Raw genomic sequence first — 18232 nt, 5'->3', positions numbered from 1 at the left:
CGGGGGCTATCCCCTCACAATGGTTGCGCCCGCCACAGCGTCAGCAGCCGTGGCGCGGACACAGTGATCCGTGGCGATTCCGACGATGTCTACGTCGGTGATGTCATGCTCGCGCAGCCAGTCCGCTAATGAAACACCATCTGCCGCGCCTTCGAAACCGGAGTACGCCGCGGTGTATTCGCCTTTCCGGAAGTAGGCCTGCACGGAGCCGATGGATTCATGCATAGCCGCGCCGAAGGAACTGGCCACGCAGTGCGGGGGCCAAGAATCGATAAAGTCCGGGTTCTCCGAAAAGTGTGAACCTGGGTCAATGTGCCAATCTTGGGTAGCTACCACGGTGTCATAGCTGGGCTGGAGAGCGCCAATGCGATCAGCTACGTCGTTGCCCTCGCCAGTGGCGAGAGCACCGCCTGGGCAGAAGTCGTGTTGGACGTCGACGATGATGAGTGCGGGCTTCATGCATGACAATTCTATACGCTGGGTCTGGATGAAAACTCCGATTCCTTTTTATTTAGAGAAGATCCTAAACTCCGTACGCGACGAAGACAGCGGTGAAGTAGCGGACTATATTCCGCAGCTTGCCGACGCCAACCCGAACCAACTCGGCGTCGCCCTGTGCTCCGTCACCGGCCACCTGTACAGCGCCGGTGATGCGGAGAACCGCTTTACTATCCAGTCGATTTCCAAGCCCTTCATTTATGCGCTTGCCCTGCAGGAGCTCGGCCTCAGTGAGGTCCGTGAGGTGGTGGGACTGGAGCCTTCGGGCCAGGCCTTTAACGAGCTCTCCTTGGCCAAGGACCACCGCCCCGTCAACCCGATGATTAATGCCGGCGCCATCGTGGTCAACCAGCTGATCAACGGCGTGGACTCCTCCGTAGAAGACCGCGTGGAGCGCATCCGCAGCTATGTCTCGAAGTTGGCGGGGCGTGAGGTGAACGTCGATAAGCGCCTGTGTGATTCCGAACTCGAACATGCCGAGCGCAACCTCTCGATTGCCCATATGCTGCGCTCCTACGGGATCATCCAGGATGATGCGCACGACGCTGTGCTGTCTTACACCTCGCAGTGTGCACTTTCTGTCGATGTCCGCGACTTGGCCGTCATGTCCGCCACGCTAGCCAATGGCGGGCGCCAGCCGGTGACGGGGGAGAAGATTCTTGATGCCGACGTCTGCCGTCTCACGCTGGCAGTGATGAGCTCGTGCGGCATGTATGACGGCGCTGGTCGCTGGATGGCGGAGGTTGGTATCCCCGCTAAATCTGGTGTGGCCGGTGGACTTATCGGTACCCTGCCTGGCCAGCTCGGCGTGGCCACGCTTTCCCCACGCTTGGACGAGCAGGGCAATAGCGTGCGGGGCACCGCTATTTTCCAGAAGCTGTCCTCGGACATGGGATTGCACCTGATGTCTACTGATAACCGCTTTGGTGTGCACCCAGTGCGCAGCGTGGACGAGGACGACGAGACCGCGATTATCCGCCTTCAAGGTCACATCAACTTCACCGCCACCGAAGCTATTCTCTACGAGCTGGAGGAGCGTCAGTTCTCCGGTAAGCGCCTCGCGCTTGATTTCTCGCAGGTCTCCGGCCTCCACACGGTGGGCCGCCGCATGCTCAAGGAGGGCCTGCGCCGCTTGCGGGAGGGCGGCAACGAGGTGGCGCTGGTCGATGACAACGGGCTCGTCACCGACCGCGCCATGTCCGACGGTACGGTCCTGCCGCTGGCGGATAAGGAGGACTACGTCATCGCCGGCGAATCACTCTAGGCTTCTGCAATCTCGCGCAGTGCAGTCACCACGGTGCGCACCGGAACACCGGTGGCGCGCTTCGGGGTGTAACCGCGGGGAGCAGAACCGTTCCAGGACGGGCCGGCGATGTCGATATGAGCCCACTCGATGCCCTCGCCCACGAACTGCTTGAGGTAGGTACCGGCGAACTCCATACCGCCTTCGCGCTTGGCGTTGATGTTGCGGATGTCCGCGGCCTGGGACTTGATCTCCTCGTCGTGCTCCTCCAGCAGTGGCATGGCCCAGGCGTTCTCGCCGACCTCGCGGCCGATTTCGGCGAGGCGATCGCGGAAGACCTCGGAGCCCATGATGCCCGAGGTGCGCGCGCCCAGCGCCACAATCTGCGCGCCGGTGAGGGTAGCGGTTTCGATGAGGTAATCCGGCTTGTCCTCGCTGGCGCGGGCAATCGCGTCCGAGAGTACGAGGCGGCCCTCAGCGTCGGTATTGAGGACCTCGGAGGTCAGGCCGCCGTAGTGGGTAATCACATCTCCCGGGCGAGTAGCGTTCGCGCTCGGCATATTTTCTGCCAGTGGCAGAGTAGCGGTGATCTGGACCGGCAGCTTCAGCTTCGCCGCTGCGATGATGGTTGCCGCCATCGCAGCGGAGCCACCCATGTCAGAGATCATGTCCCACATGCCGTTGCCCGGCTTCAGAGAAATGCCGCCGGTATCGAAGGTAATGCCCTTGCCCACGAGAGCCACGTGCTTCGCGGCCTTCTTCGGCTTCCAGCTCAGGCGAACTAGGCGCGGCGGGCGGGCAGAGCCTTTGCCCACGGCGAGGATGCCGCCGAACCCCTGCTTCTCCAGCTGCTTCTCATCGAGCACCTCGACATCGAGGCCCGCATCTTTCGCCTGGGCAGACAGGAAGGCGGCGTAGGACTCCGGGTAAAGCTCGTTGGCCGGAGTATTGACCAGGTCGCGGGCCAACAGGACGGACTCTGCCACGGTGCGGGCAGCCTCGAACTCCTCGGCGGTGGATTTATCGGCCACGACGACGAAGGTGGCCGGCTGCTCTTCGTCCTTGAGCTCGGTGGAACGGATGCCGCGGTAGGAGTAGCCACCGAGGATGAGGCCCTCAACTGCAGCGGATACGCCGAAGTCCACCACAGTCGTCACAATCGTGCCTACGCCTGTGGTGGCGCGGGCAGCGCTGCCGGCGGCGCGGCGCAGAGCTTCATCGTCGAGCGCTTCAACATCGCCCAGGCCCAGTGCGATGACCTGTGCAGCACCGGCCTTCTGCGGGGCGGGGACCTTCACGATCTCCCCGGCCTTGCCGGTCGCGCCCACAGCGGCGAGAGCCTCATACGTCGAGCGCAACGCAGATGAACCGAGCAGGGATGTGCCGGGAACCTCGAGGCCCTCTTCGCCAGCAAAAGTAGCGATCAGCAGGGCGTCTGCTTGCTTGGGGGCCTTCTTGGCCAACTCAACGGTGGGGAAAGCGCCGCGTGCGGGCAGTTCGAACGTGGAAGAAGCCACGATGTCCTCCTTGAGAAAACTGACAATGGGATACTCCTCACACCCTACCCGTGGTAGTGGCTGGTGCCGCTCAGGGGCGAATCTCTTGTATTTCTGTACCTCAATAGGCAAGTAGGGAGTACGCTGTGTGGCATGTTGAATTACACCGTGACGCGAACTGATACCCCCACCTCCCCGGAGCGTCTGCAGGAGATTCTGGCGAACCCGGGCTTTGGCACGTACTTCACCGACCACATGGTGACCATCGATTGGACTGAGGACAAGGGCTGGCACGATGCACAGGTGCGCCCCTATGAACCGTTCAGCATGGAACCGGCGTCCACCGTATTCCACTATGGCCAGGCCATCTTCGAGGGCATCAAGGCCTACCGTCAGCCGGATGGCAGCATCGCTACTTTCCGCCCGGAACAGAATGCGCAGCGTCTGCAGTCCTCTGCTGAGCGCATGGCTATGCCGCAGCTCCCGGAGGAGGAGTTTGTGGAGTCCCTGCGCCAGCTTGTCGACGTCGACCAGGCCTGGGTCCCCGAAGCCGGCGGAGAGGCAGCCCTGTACTTCCGACCTTTCATGATCGCTACAGATGTATCCCTGGGCGTGCATCCGGCGAACTCCTACCGCTACGTCGTGATCGCTTCGCCTGCAGGTGCGTACTTCTCCGGCGGCATCAAGCCGGTATCTGTCTGGCTATCCACCGACTACGTCCGTGCCGCCCCGGGTGGCACCGGTGCTGCCAAATTCGCTGGCAACTACGCCGCGTCCCTCCTGGCGCAAGCTCAGGCAGCGGAGAAGGGCTGCGACCAAGTGGTCTGGCTGGATGCCATCGACCGCACCTACATCGAGGAAATGGGCGGCATGAACCTAGCTTTCATCTACGGTGAAGAGGGCGATCAGACCCTGGTTACTCCGGCACTGTCGGGTTCGCTGCTGCCGGGTATTACCCGCAAATCCCTGCTGCAGGTGGCCGAGGATATGGGGCTGAAGGTCGAAGAGCGCCGCATTACCTACAAGGAATGGGCCGACGATGTTGCTTCCGGTGCGATGAAGGAAACCTTTGCGTGCGGTACCGCCGCCGTCATTACCCCGGTGGGACATGTGATGGGTGATGATGTGGACTTCCGCATTAACAATGATGAGGCCGGTGCGACCACCATGGCCTTGCGTGAGCGTCTCACCGGGATTCAGCGCGGCGCCGTGGAGGATACCCACGGCTGGCTGCACACGCTCGTGAAAGCGAAATAACGTCGCTGTCTAGCCAAGCTCAGCGGCCAGCTGCACGAGCGGTAGCGCCGCGAGCGCGCCTAGGGGGTATCCGGCGCTCAGCTTGAGGTCGAGGAGTGGGCTAAGGCTCAGCTCCTTGAACGCGAGGGCCTGGGCTGGTTCGAGGGACGTGCTTCCCGCACCCAGCCACCCTTTGACACCGGGGGCGCTGCGCTCGGCGAGGACGGCTGCGGTGGCGGCCAGGGGGCCGTCGATAAGCACGGGCGTTCGCCGCGCTGTGGCCTGCGCGATGAAGCCCACCAATGCTGCGAGGCTCGGGGAACCAATGGTCTGCACGACCTCCCAGCCTTCAAGATTGCGGGCGCGGAACATAGCATCGCGCACAATCGTGACGCGGGTCTTCCACATCTGATCGGTCACGCTGCCACTGGTGCGCGTGCCCAGAATGGCTACCGGCTCTGTGCGAGTAATGCGGCCCATGACCGCAGCGGCGACGGTCTCGCCACCAATGCCGAAATCGGAGGTAAGAAGGAGATCTGAACCGGAATCCACTTCACGATCCGCTGACTTCTTGCCGAGCTCAACGTGACGCTCGAGTTCTTCAGCAGACATAGCAGGGGCGGAGTCGATAGCCGCTGCTTCCGCGCACTCAATGAACTCCACGCTGGCTTCCGCGCGGTGAGCTGCGGTGGTGAGATCCTCGCGCCAAGACTCTTCGTCAGCACTGCTCCATGGCCCGATTCCGACGCCGTCGATAGTGCGCTCGGCAATACCGTGCGCGCCAGCAAAGATGATCGCACGTACGTGAGTGAGAGGCTGGGCCTTCTCAGAATCCTGCGCGGCAGCAAGCCACGCGGCGATTTCCGCAAGACTCCCTGTGTGTTGAGGGGCTTGTTGAGGGGGCATGCTGCGCAGCTGCGGAACGGCGGTGAAATCAGGCATGAGTCCTCCGAACTAGACGGCGGCTCCGCGCTCGACCTGCGGGCGCGGGGTGCGCCACTTGCGCGGCTGGGAAGCGCGGGAATACGCGTAGAATCCCAAGCCGAAGCCAGCTTCGGTGGTGCCCGGGAACTTCAGACGCACAGCATTGTTGCACTTGCGCGACAGCCAGATACCTTCGACAGCGAAGACCGCGATGACCGCCATGGAACCAATGGAGATGATGTTGGCCAGGTTCGGATTCCTGCTGCTGACGAACAAAAGCACAAAGAGCACGATGGCGAAGGGCATAACCCACTCGTTGAGGAAGCGGCGCGAGTCTACCCAGTCACGCACGTAGCGGCGGACCTCACCTTTATCGCGGGCAAGGAGGTAGCGCTCATCGCCGGCAGCCATGCGCTCCTGGGCTTCCTTGTTGCGCGCACGGGACTCTTGGCGTTCCTTGCGCTTGTAGTCCTTCCACTCCTCTTTGGACATGGAGGCCTTGAGCTCCTTGCGGTGCTGATGGCGCTGGGCCTCAGACATGCCCGCGGGATCGCGCTTGACGCCGCGCGCAATTTCCTGCGCATCGCGCTTAGGAGTAGGACGGCCCTTCGGCGGCGTGTAGCCCTTGGGGTACTTTTTCTCGGCGGCGGCCTTCTCCTCAGGCGCCGGGGTCTGCTCGGCCGGGGAAGGGGTCTGATCGTCTTTTTGCCACGGAAGTTTCACGTTGTTAAGCGTACAAGGTTGTCACGACATTCTGGGAATAGGCCCGCCCTCATTGTTGTTGGGTTAAGTGACACGACACCAGTGCTAGCGAGACATCCTTTATTCCTTCCGCGTGAGGGGGTAGGGTGGGCTCCAGAAAATTCCGTACATATTAAGAGGAGAAACCATGACTGCTCCCGCGTCTGCAACCGGAGTTATCCTGACCGACGCCGCTGCCGCCAAGGCAAAGTCCCTGCTTGAGCAGGAAGGCCGTGACGACCTGTCCCTGCGCATCGCCGTCCAGCCGGGCGGTTGCGCTGGCCTGCGTTACCAGCTGTATTTCGATGACCGTACCCTCGATGGCGACAAGGTCGACACCATCGGTGGCGTCAATCTCGTCGTGGACAAGATGTCCATCCCATACCTCACCGGTGCCAAGATCGACTTCTCTGACACCATTGAGGCTCAGGGGTTCACCATTGATAACCCGAACGCCGGAGGCTCCTGTGCCTGTGGTGATTCCTTCAACTGATTCTTAGTAGACATCAATGCTGTAGGGATCAGCAAAGCCCTCGCCAGTTTATTCAGTGGCGAGGGCTTTCCTGTGTTTTAGAGCTTCACTGGGTAATCGCGCTGTTCAATCTGGGGATCGATGCGATCCTCCACAAAGATGCCGTGCCAGATCATGAAGGACAGCACGGTCCACAGGCGGCGGGAGTGATCGGAGATGCCATCGCGGTGCTCCTTGAGCATCTCGAGGACCTCCTTCTTATTGAAGATGTCCTCGGTCTGGGACTGCGTAATCTGATCCTGTGCCCAGCCGTAGAGCTCGTCGCCAGCTAGCCAGTGGCGCATGGGCACGGGGAAGCCGAGCTTCTTGCGGTGTAGTACGTGCGGCGGAACAATCTGCTCCATGGCCTTGCGCAGCGCGTACTTGGTGGTGCCGTGGGAAATCTTCAGGTCGTGTGGAATTGTCTCCGCTACCTTGAAGACCTCCTTGTCCAAGAAAGGAACGCGCAGCTCAAGGGAGTTGGCCATGTTCATCTTGTCGGCCTTGATCAAGATATCGCCGCGCATCCAGGTGAAAAGGTCTAGGTGCTGCATACGGGCTACCGGGTCGAAGTCCTGGGACTGGGCATAAATCGGTGCGGTGACCTCGCGGTGGTCCCACTCGCGCTTGGCCCAAGGGAGAACGCGCTGCAGTTGTTCAAAGTTAAAGGAACGCGCGTTGCCGTAGTAGCGCTCCTCCATTGTCATGGAGCCGCGGTTGAGTAGGGACTTGCCCTTCATGCCGTCGGGAAGCACCTGCGAAAGCTTGCCCAGGCCTTGTCGAAGAGGGGAGGGGATCTTCTCAAACGGTGCGAGGGACAGCGGCTCCTTGTAAATGGTGTAACCGCCAAAAAGCTCATCGGCGCCCTCGCCCGAGAGCACCACCTTGACGTGCTTTCGGGCCTCCTGGGCCACGAAGTAGAGGGGGACTAGAGACGGATCTGCCACCGGGTTGTCCAGATACCACATGATCTTTGGCACCGCGTCGGCGTATTCCTCCGGGGAAACGATCTTGACGATGTGCTCCACGCCGATGGCGGCAGCGGACTCGGCAGCGACGTCCACCTCGGAATAGCCCTCACGCTCGAAACCCGTGGTGAAGGTGAGCAAGTCCGGGTTGTGGCGCTTGGCCAAAGCAGCGATGGCGGTGGAGTCAATGCCTCCAGAGAGGAAGGAGCCCACGGTCACATCGGCACGCATGTGCTTCTCGACGCTATCCTCCAACGCCCGCACAATCTTATCGAAGAACTGCTGCTCCTCGCCCTGTTTAACAGGCTGGATGGGGAAGCGGGGTGAGAAGTAGCGCTCAGCCACTACTTCTTCGCCCGGGCGTAGCGTGACGGTGCAACCGGACTCTACTCGGCGAATGTTGGCATGCAGAGACTCCGGTTCTGGAACGTATTGCAAGTCAACGTAGTGCTCGATGGCGCGCTTATCAAGGTTCAGGTCTAGACCCAACGAATCTGCCATGCTCAGGATGCACTTCATCTCGGAGGCAAATACGGTGCCCTTGTTCGTCGTCGCGTAATAGAGCGGCTTGATGCCGAACTGGTCGCGCGCAGCAAACATGGTGCGGGTTTCGGTATCCCAAATAACGAAGCCGAACATGCCGCGCAAATGCTCGACAACGTCCTTGCCCCAGTGGTGGTACCCCACGACGATGGGCTCACCATCGCCTTGGGTATTAAAGGAATAACCTGCGGCGGTGAGCTCTTCACGAAGTTCGACGTAGTTGTAGATTTCGCCGTTGAAAGTCAGGGCGTAGCGCTCAGGATTATCTTCTGGGCCCCAGCGCAAAGGCTGGTCGGAGTGCTCCAAGTCGATGATGGACAGGCGGTTGAAGCCGAAAGCGGCATCCTCGTCGTGCCAGGTGCCGGCGGCATCGGGGCCGCGGTGGCGCATGCACTGCAGGGACTGTTCGAGGGCTTCGAGATGCTCGGCGGCGTTGCGATCGGCGCTAAGCAGCGTGCAGAGTCCGCACATAAACGTGTTTCTCCTTATATATGAAGGTTCATCTGCGACACACTTTACGGCCGTGTGTTGAGGATCTGCGAACCCCGCGCCGCGCTCCCCGTTAGGGTGCGAACTTTCGGATGATGGGGCAGAGTAAACCTTGTGAATTGAGTCATAAGGGGCAGGGGGAGGGTGGGGGAGCGGGAGTGATCTTGTGCAGGTGGGCCTGTAACATCCCGTTCGTTCACTATTTATGGAGCGGAATCATCTCCTCATCAGGCCAGTGAAAAGGTCTGAAACTCGAGCGTGATGCTCTATCCTAATTGGGTAGGAATGCTCTATGAGTATTCGAGAAGTTTGTGTGCACAGAAAGGCAGAACACACGTGGGACAGCGTAAAGAACGCAATCTCGCCCGCAAGGCTGGTCTAGCAGGCGTCATCGCCATGGGCGGCCTCGCTCTGGCGGGTTGTGATGTCGCAGCGCCGACCGCCGTGGAGAACCTCCTCGGTTTCGGCTGGCCGAAGGGTATTACCCCTGAGGCTGAATCGATGTACAACTTCTGGATCTGGGTCTGGGTTGCAGCCTGGATTGTCGGTTTCATCATGTGGGGTCTCTTCCTCACCGCCATCTTCCGCTGGAACGCGAAGAAGGCAGAAAAGGCTGGCAAGGGCGAGTTCCCGAAGCAGCTGCAGTACAACGTGCCGCTCGAGCTGGCGCTGACCATCATGCCGATTCTCATCATCATGGGCCTGTTCTTCTTCACCGTTCAGGCTCAGCAGAAGGTCACCGCACTGGATAAGAATCCAGAGGTTACCGTTGACGTCACTGCGTACCAGTGGAACTGGAAGTTTGGTTACGCCGAGAACAAGGTAGACGGCGAGAACTACGACGGTGCTGACGCTGAGCGTCAGAAGCTCGCGGAAGAATCCGCCACCGACCCGGAGGGCACCCCGAACCCGAACCCGATTCACGGCAAGTCCACCGGTGACATCTCCTACCTCAATTTCAACAAGATTGAGACCGTAGGTTCCACCGAGGAAGTTCCGGTCCTGGTTCTCCCGGTCGATACCCCGATTGAGTTCCGTCTTGCATCCGGTGACGTTTCCCACTCCTTCTGGGTTCCGGAATTCCTGTTCAAGCGTGACGTCTACGCTCACCCGGAGGTTAACGCTCAGGAGCGTCGCTTCCAGGTAGAGAAGATTGAGGAGAAGGGCGCTTTCGTCGGCCGCTGTGCCGAGATGTGTGGTACCTACCACGCCATGATGAACTTCGAGTTGCGTGTCGTTGACCGCGCTGACTTCAATGAGTACCTCAAGTTCCGCGAAGAGAACCCGGAGGCTACCAACGCTGAAGCTCTTGAGCACATCGGTGAAGAGCCTTACGCTGTGACCACGGCACCGTTCAACTCCCTGCGCGATACCCGCGATGCCGACAACTTCGTCGACACCGCCGAAGCGGCATAAGAAAAGGAACTGATACACAATGCGTGCAACATCTAAGGTCTTTTACGCTATTGCGACCTACCTCTTCGTGTCGCTCATCGTCTACGTCATCGGTGTGAACTACGTCAAGGATGACGGCTACCTCTATGGCCCTGAGTGGGTCGGCATCGTGGGCATGGTCCTTGCCATGCTCCTGTGCCTCATGCTCGGCGGCTACCTGCACTTCACCGATAACCGGGTCGACTTGGCTCCGGAAGACTGGGAAGAGGCAGAGACCGAGGATAAGGCCGGTATTCTCGGCTTCTTCTCCCCGAACTCCATCTGGCCGCTGGCCATGACCGGTTCTATTGCAGTTCTCGGCCTTGGCATCATCTTCATGTATCTGTGGCTGATCGCCCTAGGCGCAGTCCTGCTGGTTGCCTCTGTCACCGGCTTGTCCCTGCAGTACGGCCTGCCGAAGGAAAAGCACTAAGAGGTTTCTTCTGCCGCGCAGATAAGCGCCACGACTTCTCTAGCCCTCGCCCGATATCAACCGGGCGGGGGCTTTGTCGATCGCGGAGTCGGATAAAGCGCAAGAAAGTTCCCTCGGTTCCGTAAAATTTTCTCCATTGGGGTAGATGTGCCTAGTGTCTTTCGTGGAACTGCACCTTCTCAATGCCACTTTTAGCACGTAAAAGCCTATTTTCTTCGGGGGTCAACCGAAAGTTGCAAACCTGCACTGATGCCGCTTTCGCCCTTGTGATTTATCTCATTGAAGGAATCGCGCTAAGTGCTTGCGAATCGAGTTGGCACTGCACTATTTCGAGGGGCGTGTGTGATGGTCGATAGGCGAGGGGTCGCGCTACCTGCATCAATAGGACGTCGGAAAGCGTGGCACAAAGTTCCCGCATCTTTATGTACCGAATAAATGTGGGGCAGGTGCGCGAAGGCTGGGAAGGTCTAGTTCGTTGCCTCAAAAAATCGGGGGGAATTGAGATGACTTATGCGTCTCAACCGGCCATACTGTTATGCGTGACGAGCGTAGTTTCTAACCAAGGTATGGCAGCACCACGTGTTGCCGCGCTGAACCGACCCAACATGGTCAGCGTCGGCACCATCGTGTTCCTGTCTCAGGAATTGATGTTCTTTGCTGGACTGTTCGCGATGTGGTTCACCTCGCGTGCGAACGGCCAGGAGGGTGACTGGGCTGAGCACACCGCGCACATCAACGTGCCGATGGGCTTTGTCATCACGACTGTTCTGGTTCTCTCCTCCGTGACCTCTCAGTTCGGCGTGTTCGCAGCAGAAAGGGGTGACGTATACAAGCTCCGACTCTGGTACTCGGTGACCCTCGCGTTGGGTGTTGTCTTCTTGGGCATCATGGCATTCGAGTGGACAGAGTTGATCATGGCAGGTGTGACTGTCCAGTCCTCCGTGTTTGGTTCGGTCTTCTACATCCTCACCGGTTTCCACGCGGCCCACGTGACTGCAGGTCTGATTTCCTTCGGAATCATCTTGGCGCGTATTGCCCGCTCCAAGTTCACGCCGGCACAGGCAACCGCAGCGATGGCAGTGTCTTACTACTGGCACTTCGTTGACGTTGTGTGGATTGGCGTTTTCGTAGTCATCTACCTAGTTCAGTAGGCCGTAAGCGCCGGACCTTCCGGCCTACAGCCATTCACTTCCATGTACGAGTTATCTAAAGGAAAATGATGGATAACATCCAGCAGCCCGCCGCAGTGGAGGAGACCACTGCCGCGGCTAAGAAGACCCGCCGTCGCCGTAAGGCGAAGCGCACGCTTGCTGGCGTCTTCGCTCTGAGCATCGGTCTCACCGGCGCCGGTGTCTTGGCTTCCGCCCTGACTCCGGACGCTCAGGTGGCTACCGCTGCCAAGGATGACCAAGCTCTCGTTCAAGAGGGTAAGGACATCTACGAAGTCGCTTGTATTACTTGCCACGGTGCGAACCTTCAGGGCATCGAGGATCGCGGTCCTTCCCTCGCCGGTGTCGGCGCCGGCTCTGTGTACTTCCAGGTGCACTCCGGCCGTATGCCGATGATGTCCAACGACGCACAGGCTGAGCGTAAGACCCCGCGCTACACCGAGCAGCAGACTCTGGCTCTCGCGGCTTATGTCGCTGCCAACGGTGGCGGCCCCGACATTGTCTACAACGACGATGGCTCCATCGCCCAGGAGTCCCTGCGCGGTACCAACTACAACGGTCAGATTCAGGCTGAGGACGTTGCCAAGGGCTCGGAGCTCTTCCGCATGAACTGCGCGTCTTGCCACAACTTCACCGGTCAGGGCGGTGCGCTGTCCTCCGGTAAGTTTGCTCCGCCGCTAGCACCGGCTAATGAGCAGGAGATCTACCAGGCAATGCTGACCGGCCCGCAGAACATGCCGAAGTTCTCTGACCGTCAGCTGACTGCAGATGAGAAGAAGGACATCATCGCCTACCTCAAGTCTGCGAAGGAAACCCCGTCTCCGGCAGGTTGGGACCTTGGCGGTCTCGGTCCGGTGGCTGAGGGCCTGGCAATGTGGATTATCGGCATCAGCCTTCTGTGCGTTGCCGCTATGTGGATTGGATCTCGCTCATGAGCAACGTAAAGAAGAATTACTCTCGTAAAGAGCTCGATGCTATGAGCAACGACGAGCTCGCCGCTCTCGGTACCGAGCTTGATGACGTCACCGTTGCGTTCCGTAAGGAGCGCTTCCCGGTGGACGGCGACCCGGCTGAGAAGCGCGCCGCTACCAGCATCACCATCTGGCTCGTTATCTCCGTGCTGATGGGCATCGCCTTCCTCGGCGTCTACCTGTTCTGGCCGTGGAACTACAAGATGCTGGGTGAGGACGGCCTGTGGTGGCACACTCTGTACACCCCGCTTCTCGGTCTGACCTCCGGTCTGTGCATTCTGGGTCTTGGCTTCGCCATCGTTCAGTACGTGAAGAAGATTCTGCCGGAAGAGATTTCCGTGCAGCGTCGTCACGACGGTCCTTCCGACGAGGTTGACCGCCGTACCCTCACTGCTTTGCTGAATGACTCGTGGAACACGTCGACTCTGGGTCGCCGTAAGACCATCAAGGGTCTGCTCGGCGGCGCCGGCGTCCTCTTCGGCCTGGCGGTTATCGCTCCGCTTTGCGGTGCTATCAACAACCCGTGGAAGAAGCGCCACGACTTGGATTACACCGGCGACGGCACCCTGTGGACCTCCGGTTGGACCATGCATGAGAAGGGCGTAAAGCTCTACCTCGCTCGTGACACCGGTACCATCGCTGAGAAGCACGTGGGCGAGTCTGGTGAGCACTACACCACCCGCGGCCTTGCACGCCTAGTGCGTGTTCGTCCGGAGGACCTTGCCGCTGGCGGCATGGAGACCGTCTTCCCGCTCGCAGCGGAGGACGTCAACGATGGCGCTGAGTGGTCCGAGGAAAAGGACGTCTACGAGAATCACATGCACTCCATTCACGGAAACCGCAACGCTGTGATGCTCATTCGCCTGCGCAACGATGACGCTAAGAAAGCCATCGAGCGTAAGGGCCAAGAGGACTTCCACTACGGCGATTACTACGCCTACTCCAAGATCTGTACCCATATTGGTTGCCCGACCTCGCTGTACGAGGCACAGACCAACCGCATTCTTTGCCCGTGCCACCAGTCGCAGTTCGACGCACTGCACTACGGTAAGCCGGTCTTCGGCCCGGCTGCCCGTGCACTGCCCCAGCTGCCGATCGAGGTGGACGACGAAGGCTACATGGTTGCCAAGGGCAACTTCGTTGAGCCCGTCGGACCTGCATTCTGGGAGCGTAAGTCATAATGAGTAACAAACTTGCCAAGATGGGCAACAACATGGACGAGCGCTATTCAGCCGCCGGCGTCCTGCGTACCCAGCTCAACAAAGTCTTTCCGACTCACTGGTCCTTCATGCTTGGTGAGATGGCGCTGTACAGCTTCATCATCCTGCTGCTGACCGGTATCTACCTGGCACTGTTCTTTGACCCTTCCATTACGAAGGTCATCTACGACGGTGCATATACCCCGTTGAATGGCGTCGAGATGTCTCGCGCCTACGCAACCGCACTGGACATTTCCTTTGAGGTGCGTGGTGGTCTCTTCATCCGCCAGATGCACCACTGGGCAGCACTCATGTTCATGATGTCCATGATTGCCCACATGCTGCGCATCTTCTTCACCGGTGCGTTCCGCCGCCCGCGTGAGGCTAACTGGATTATCGGTTGTGCACTTATCCTGCTGGGCATGATCGAGGGCTTCCTCGGCTACTCCCTCCCGGATGACCTGCTCTCCGGTGTTGGTCTGCGAATTATGTCCGCCATCATCCTTGGTCTGCCGATTATCGGCACCTGGCTGCACTGGGCCATCTTCGGCGGCGACTTCCCGTCCGACCTGATGCTGGACCGCTTCTACATCCTGCACGTGCTGGTTATCCCGGGCATCATCCTGGGCCTTATCGCAGCTCACCTCATCATGGTCTGGTTCCAGAAGCACACCCAGTTCCCTGGACCGGGTCGCGCTGAGAACAACGTTGTCGGTGTCCGCATTATGCCGGTCTTTGCCACCAAGGCAATTGGTATGGGCATGATGGTTGCTGGCGTTCTTGCTCTCATCTCTGGTCTTATGACCATTAACGCCATTTGGAACCTTGGACCGTACAACCCGTCCCAGGTCTCCGCCGGTTCCCAGCCGGATATCTACATGCTGTGGACTGACGGTGTTGCTCGTGTCATGCCGGCATGGGAGCTCTACATCGGCAACTACACCATCCCGTCCGCATTCTGGGTCGCGCTGCTCTGTGGCCTTATGGTTATCCTGCTCTTCGCCTACCCCTTCATTGAGAAGAAGCTGACTGGAGACGACGCCCACCACAACCTTCTGCAGCGCCCACGAGACGTTCCGGTTCGCTCCGCTATCGGTGCAGCTGCCATCGTCTTCTTCCTGCTGGTAACGCTGTCTGGTGGTAACGACCACGTGGCAAACTTCTTCCAGATTTCGCTGAACGCGATGACCTGGGTCGGCCGTATCGGTCTTATCGTTCTGCCTCCGATTGCGTACTTCATGACCTACCGTATTTGCGTTGGTCTGCAGCGCTCTGACCGTGAGGTCCTGGAGCACGGTATCGAAACTGGTGTTATCAAGCAGCTGCCGAATGGTGCCTTCATCGAGGTTCACCAGCCGCTTGGACCCGTCGATGATCACGGCCACCCGATTCCGCTCGAGTACGCCGGTGCTCAGGTTCCGAAGCAGCTTAACCAGCTTGGTTTGGCTGACGCCGAGACCCAGGGCATCTTCTCCCCGGATGACGCTGGCATCATGTCCCGCGCACAGGAAATCCGCGAGGAGAACCACGCTGAGGAGGCGGAGATGTTCCGTCAGCTCAACGAGGCAAACCGTCGCGACGACGAAGAGAACGGCCGCATTTAGCGCCTGCCTCTGAAACACGCTCACCGAGCCCGTTTCCTTCCTCATCAGAGGAGGGGAGCGGGCTTTTGCGTTCTCGAGACGCGCAGCGTTTGGCGCCGTCTCCTTCCAGCTCGCCGTGCCTTCCTGGGTGTGGCGGCTGGCCATGGTGCAGAGCTGCTAGGCGTCCGTAGGGCGTCATTTGACGTGTTTATGCTTGAGTGCTGCCAGTGGGAAAGAGGTAAATTCCTTGGAAGAACCGCGTAACCTTTTGTTTACCTGCGCATTACCTTTGCGATGTGAGTGTGCGGGCTTGAATTTTTGAGGGCCAGATCTCTGAGCGGGGTGACGTGGGCGACAGGAAAACCGCTGGAAGACAGCACTTTTCCTCGTGGGAAACCTGTGCTGAAAGGGTTATATGGGGCTTCTGATACTCCGCACTACAGTGGGGTGACGAAGCTCACAGTCTAAATTTTTCTTACCGTCTCTATGTGAAGGGGCTTGTAATGGTCCAGTTTTCAGCGAACCTATTGTTGTCGCGTCGCTGCAGGTGAGGGTGTGTGAGATTCGGTGTTCCTTGGCTATTGGTTCCTGAAAGTGTGCGTTGGTCTCTTTAGGGTTGACGTTTGGTAACAGGACGGTAACGGAGTGCGAATCGTGTTTCTAACTCGACATCGCTTGTGATGGTTTCGTAACCTATTCGAGACATTGAGTTACCGACACGGTGTACCAAGCACTGGTGCTCAATACGAACTGAAGATTTATGCGCCGCGTCTGGCCCCTCCTAAAATTCGGGGGCCGAGCGGAGGTGGTCCTACAGGAACGGGCCACCATCGAACGCTAGGCCCGCCCATGGGTTAGAGCTTTCGTTGTGTACCGAGAGATCAAGGTTCTCTCATCAAGCATCGAAGGTAGGCGCGCTGGAAGATTTGGAGTTTAAATTCGTGGCTAAGCACCGTCGTCAGGGCAACCTGAACACCCGTCGTATTGCAACCACCGCTGCTGTCGCAGCAACCGCAGCCGTTACCGTACCTGCTGCCGCCAATGCCGCCGAGGTCGTCGTCCCGAACACGGACGTTCGCTTCGAGGTTGCTGGCTTGGAGAACGTTCCGAACATCAAGCAGGTTCCGAACGTTGAGAAGTACGTCCCGTCCTTGAAGTCCAACCAGGGCTCCGGCTACGCTGCCTCCGTTGAGGCACCGGTAGCCCAGGAGGCTCCGGCACCTGCCCCGGCTAAGACTGTTGGCGAGAAGGTCCTCGAGGCTGCTCGTTCCGCAGTTGGCTCCCCGTACGTATACGGCGCCAACGGCCCGAGCGCTTTTGACTGCTCTGGTCTGACCTCTTGGGCTTACCGCCAGGCCGGCGTGGAGATTCCGCGCACCTCTCAGGCACAGGCATCTGCCGGCACCCAGGTGTCCCTGGATGCTCTGCAGCCGGGTGACATCATTGTCTACTACTCCGGCGCATCCCACGTTGGTATCTACACCGGTCACGGCACCATCATTGACGCGCTGAACACCGGCACCCCGGTGGGCGAGCGTTCCCTGAACTACATGCCGATCCACTCTGCTGTTCGCTTCTAAGAGGCGTCTCAGATGATAATTTTGACCCCTTCCGCCACTCTCGTCGCGTTGAAGATGAGTGTGGGGGAGGGGTTCCGCTATTGTTAAACGGAAGTATTTTAGTTTCCCTTGACTGAGGCTATACTTCAGTCAACTATTGCCATTCTCTTAGGATTCTGGGGTGTCCATGTCGCGTCGCCGTCTTGCTTCCGTTATCACTGCGTGTGCGGTGGCGGCAGTTCCACCAACCGTTGTCGCGCCTTCGGTTGTTGCTCAAGAGGTCGGGCAGGAGGACGCGCCGGAGGATCTCGCTGGACTCATCGAGCGTATGGCGGACGTCGCCCAGCGCGTGTCTGCCAAGGGGGAGGAGGTCAAGGGCCTCGAGGATGAGATCGAGAAGACCGAGAAGCGAATCGGCGAACTCGATGAGCAGGCAGCCGGGGCTCAGCGCAACGCTGACGAGGCGTCCGCAGCGTTGGCCGAACAACAGAAGCGAATTGATGCGTTGGCGCAAAAGCGCTATCGGCGTGATGCGGCGTCACCAATCGCAGCGGCGCTCGACGCTGAGGATGTCGCTAGTGCAGTGGAACGCATGGGGTACCTTGGCGCTTTGTCAAAGGCAGCGAAGCGTGAAGAAGACGCTATGGTGGCTGCTTCCGCAGCGGCTGATGCTGCCCACCAGGAAGCAGTCGATGCCGCTGAAGAGGCACGCCGTAGCCGTGATGAACTGGAGCGCCAGCGAGAGACGCTCATGGATGAGCAATCGGAGCTCGAAGAGCAGCAACAGGAGCTGGAAGAAAAAATTGATGCTTTAAGCCCTGAGGCACGTCAAGCATGGGTTGAGCACTTTGGCGGCTCCTCCGATATTGACCTTGCTGCACTCGCTGATGGTTCCGGCTCTGCTGCCGTGCAAGCCGCGATGACGCGTCTGGGCGCACCGTATGGTTGGGGTTCTGCAGGGCCGGACACTTTCGATTGCTCTGGTCTGATGGTGTGGAGCTACCAGCAAATGGGCAAGAGTATTCCGCGCACGTCGCAGGCGCAGATCGCTGGTGGCACGCCGGTGCCGCTGGATCAGCTGCAGCCTGGTGACATTGTGGGCTACTACCCGGGCATTACCCACGTGGGCATGTATATCGGCGACGGGCAGGTCGTTCATGCATCGACGTATGGTGTCCCGGTTGCTGTGGTTCCGCTGAATTCGATGCCGGTTCAGGGCGCTGTCCGGTACTAGC

16 protein-coding genes are annotated in these 18232 nt (G+C 59.4%); 11 read left to right on the top strand and 5 right to left on the bottom strand.

Features of this window, described 5'->3' with window-relative positions:
* Positions 1–6 precede the first annotated feature (6 nt).
* Positions 7–459, bottom strand: coding sequence for an isochorismatase family protein (locus I6J26_RS02390; protein WP_115022955.1), 453 nt, complete (start codon positions 457–459; stop codon positions 7–9).
* Between the two features lie 28 nt (positions 460–487).
* Here I6J26_RS02390 and I6J26_RS02385 point away from each other — a divergent pair, with 28 nt between their 5' ends.
* Positions 488–1762, top strand: coding sequence for a glutaminase (locus tag I6J26_RS02385; RefSeq protein ID WP_115024407.1), 1275 nt, complete (start codon positions 488–490; stop codon positions 1760–1762).
* On the opposite strand, the gene I6J26_RS02380 is transcribed toward I6J26_RS02385, so the two are convergent.
* A complete protein-coding gene (locus I6J26_RS02380; RefSeq protein WP_115022953.1) occupies positions 1759–3258 on the bottom strand; it encodes a leucyl aminopeptidase in 1500 nt (499 codons plus the stop codon). The two genes, I6J26_RS02385 and I6J26_RS02380, sit on opposite strands and share 4 nt — an antisense overlap.
* 132 nt (positions 3259–3390) lie before the next feature.
* Between I6J26_RS02380 and I6J26_RS02375 the strand changes: the two genes are divergently transcribed.
* Complete coding sequence (locus tag I6J26_RS02375) at positions 3391–4494, top strand: branched-chain amino acid aminotransferase (protein WP_115022951.1); 1104 nt, start codon at positions 3391–3393, stop codon at positions 4492–4494.
* Positions 4495–4503: 9 nt separating this feature from the next.
* On the opposite strand, the gene I6J26_RS02370 is transcribed toward I6J26_RS02375, so the two are convergent.
* Together I6J26_RS02370 and I6J26_RS02365 are read right to left on the bottom strand one after the other, a co-directional pair.
* Positions 4504–5415 carry a nicotinate-nucleotide--dimethylbenzimidazole phosphoribosyltransferase gene (locus tag I6J26_RS02370; protein WP_115022940.1) on the bottom strand — a complete coding sequence of 304 codons (912 nt, stop codon included), beginning with the start codon at positions 5413–5415 and terminating at the stop codon, positions 4504–4506.
* 12 nt (positions 5416–5427) lie between these two features.
* Positions 5428–6120 (bottom strand): DUF3043 domain-containing protein, encoded by a 693-nt coding sequence (locus I6J26_RS02365; RefSeq protein WP_115022938.1) that lies wholly within the window; start codon positions 6118–6120, stop codon positions 5428–5430.
* A gap of 166 nt (positions 6121–6286) precedes the next feature.
* Here I6J26_RS02365 and I6J26_RS02360 point away from each other — a divergent pair, with 166 nt between their 5' ends.
* A complete protein-coding gene (locus I6J26_RS02360) occupies positions 6287–6631 on the top strand; it encodes a HesB/IscA family protein (protein ID WP_039676139.1) in 345 nt (114 codons plus the stop codon).
* Positions 6632–6708: 77 nt separating this feature from the next.
* Here I6J26_RS02360 and asnB read toward each other — a convergent pair whose 3' ends face one another.
* Positions 6709–8631, bottom strand: a complete 1923-nt coding sequence (asnB, locus tag I6J26_RS02355) for an asparagine synthase (glutamine-hydrolyzing) (protein WP_204084468.1) — start codon at positions 8629–8631, stop codon at positions 6709–6711.
* Between the two features lie 354 nt (positions 8632–8985).
* On the opposite strand from asnB, the gene ctaC reads away from it, so the two are divergent.
* The 8 genes from ctaC (at position 8986) to I6J26_RS02315 (ending at position 18231) form a co-directional block, all read left to right on the top strand.
* Positions 8986–10065 (top strand): aa3-type cytochrome oxidase subunit II, encoded by a 1080-nt coding sequence (gene ctaC / locus I6J26_RS02350; RefSeq protein WP_115022934.1) that lies wholly within the window; start codon positions 8986–8988, stop codon positions 10063–10065.
* A 19-nt stretch (positions 10066–10084) separates the two neighbouring features.
* Positions 10085–10516, top strand: a complete 432-nt coding sequence (gene ctaF / locus I6J26_RS02345) for an aa3-type cytochrome oxidase subunit IV (RefSeq protein WP_115022932.1) — start codon at positions 10085–10087, stop codon at positions 10514–10516.
* A 539-nt stretch (positions 10517–11055) separates the two neighbouring features.
* Positions 11056–11667: an aa3-type cytochrome oxidase subunit III gene (ctaE, locus tag I6J26_RS02340; protein ID WP_428829328.1), complete on the top strand. Its 612-nt coding sequence runs from the start codon at positions 11056–11058 to the stop codon at positions 11665–11667.
* Positions 11668–11732: 65 nt separating this feature from the next.
* Positions 11733–12620: a cytochrome bc1 complex diheme cytochrome c subunit gene (gene qcrC, locus I6J26_RS02335; RefSeq protein WP_039676130.1), complete on the top strand. Its 888-nt coding sequence runs from the start codon at positions 11733–11735 to the stop codon at positions 12618–12620.
* Entirely contained in the window at positions 12617–13837 is a 1221-nt protein-coding gene (qcrA, locus tag I6J26_RS02330) for a cytochrome bc1 complex Rieske iron-sulfur subunit (protein ID WP_115022930.1), read from the top strand. The genes qcrC and qcrA overlap by 4 nt, the downstream gene beginning before the upstream one ends.
* Entirely contained in the window at positions 13837–15459 is a 1623-nt protein-coding gene (qcrB, locus tag I6J26_RS02325) for a cytochrome bc1 complex cytochrome b subunit (RefSeq protein WP_115022928.1), read from the top strand. Before qcrA ends, qcrB begins: the two co-directional genes overlap by 1 nt.
* Positions 15460–16379: 920 nt before the next feature.
* Positions 16380–17018: a C40 family peptidase gene (locus I6J26_RS02320; protein WP_115022926.1), complete on the top strand. Its 639-nt coding sequence runs from the start codon at positions 16380–16382 to the stop codon at positions 17016–17018.
* Between the two features lie 166 nt (positions 17019–17184).
* The gene (locus I6J26_RS02315) at positions 17185–18231 is read left to right on the top strand and encodes an NlpC/P60 family protein (RefSeq protein WP_115024405.1); all 1047 of its coding nucleotides are present in this window, start codon (positions 17185–17187) and stop codon (positions 18229–18231) included.
* The last annotated feature ends 1 nt before the right edge of the window (position 18232 follow it).

Origin of the sequence: Corynebacterium minutissimum (genome assembly GCF_016889765.1) — a bacterium.
GTDB classification, from domain to species: Bacteria; Actinomycetota; Actinomycetes; order Mycobacteriales; family Mycobacteriaceae; genus Corynebacterium; species Corynebacterium minutissimum_B.
This window is presented reverse-complemented; position numbering and strand designations above follow the sequence as displayed.

Coding starts and splice junctions, on each gene's coding strand:
- I6J26_RS02390 (WP_115022955.1), bottom strand. CDS start 459: ATGAAGCCCGCACTCATCATCGTCGACGTCCAACACGACTTCTGCCCA.
- I6J26_RS02385 (WP_115024407.1), top strand. CDS start 488: ATGAAAACTCCGATTCCTTTTTATTTAGAGAAGATCCTAAACTCCGTA.
- I6J26_RS02375 (WP_115022951.1), top strand. CDS start 3,391: ATGTTGAATTACACCGTGACGCGAACTGATACCCCCACCTCCCCGGAG.
- I6J26_RS02370 (WP_115022940.1), bottom strand. CDS start 5,415: ATGCCTGATTTCACCGCCGTTCCGCAGCTGCGCAGCATGCCCCCTCAA.
- I6J26_RS02360 (WP_039676139.1), top strand. CDS start 6,287: ATGACTGCTCCCGCGTCTGCAACCGGAGTTATCCTGACCGACGCCGCT.
- asnB (WP_204084468.1), bottom strand. CDS start 8,631: ATGTGCGGACTCTGCACGCTGCTTAGCGCCGATCGCAACGCCGCCGAG.
- ctaF (WP_115022932.1), top strand. CDS start 10,085: ATGCGTGCAACATCTAAGGTCTTTTACGCTATTGCGACCTACCTCTTC.
- qcrC (WP_039676130.1), top strand. CDS start 11,733: ATGATGGATAACATCCAGCAGCCCGCCGCAGTGGAGGAGACCACTGCC.
- qcrA (WP_115022930.1), top strand. CDS start 12,617: ATGAGCAACGTAAAGAAGAATTACTCTCGTAAAGAGCTCGATGCTATG.
- qcrB (WP_115022928.1), top strand. CDS start 13,837: ATGAGTAACAAACTTGCCAAGATGGGCAACAACATGGACGAGCGCTAT.
- I6J26_RS02315 (WP_115024405.1), top strand. CDS start 17,185: ATGTCGCGTCGCCGTCTTGCTTCCGTTATCACTGCGTGTGCGGTGGCG.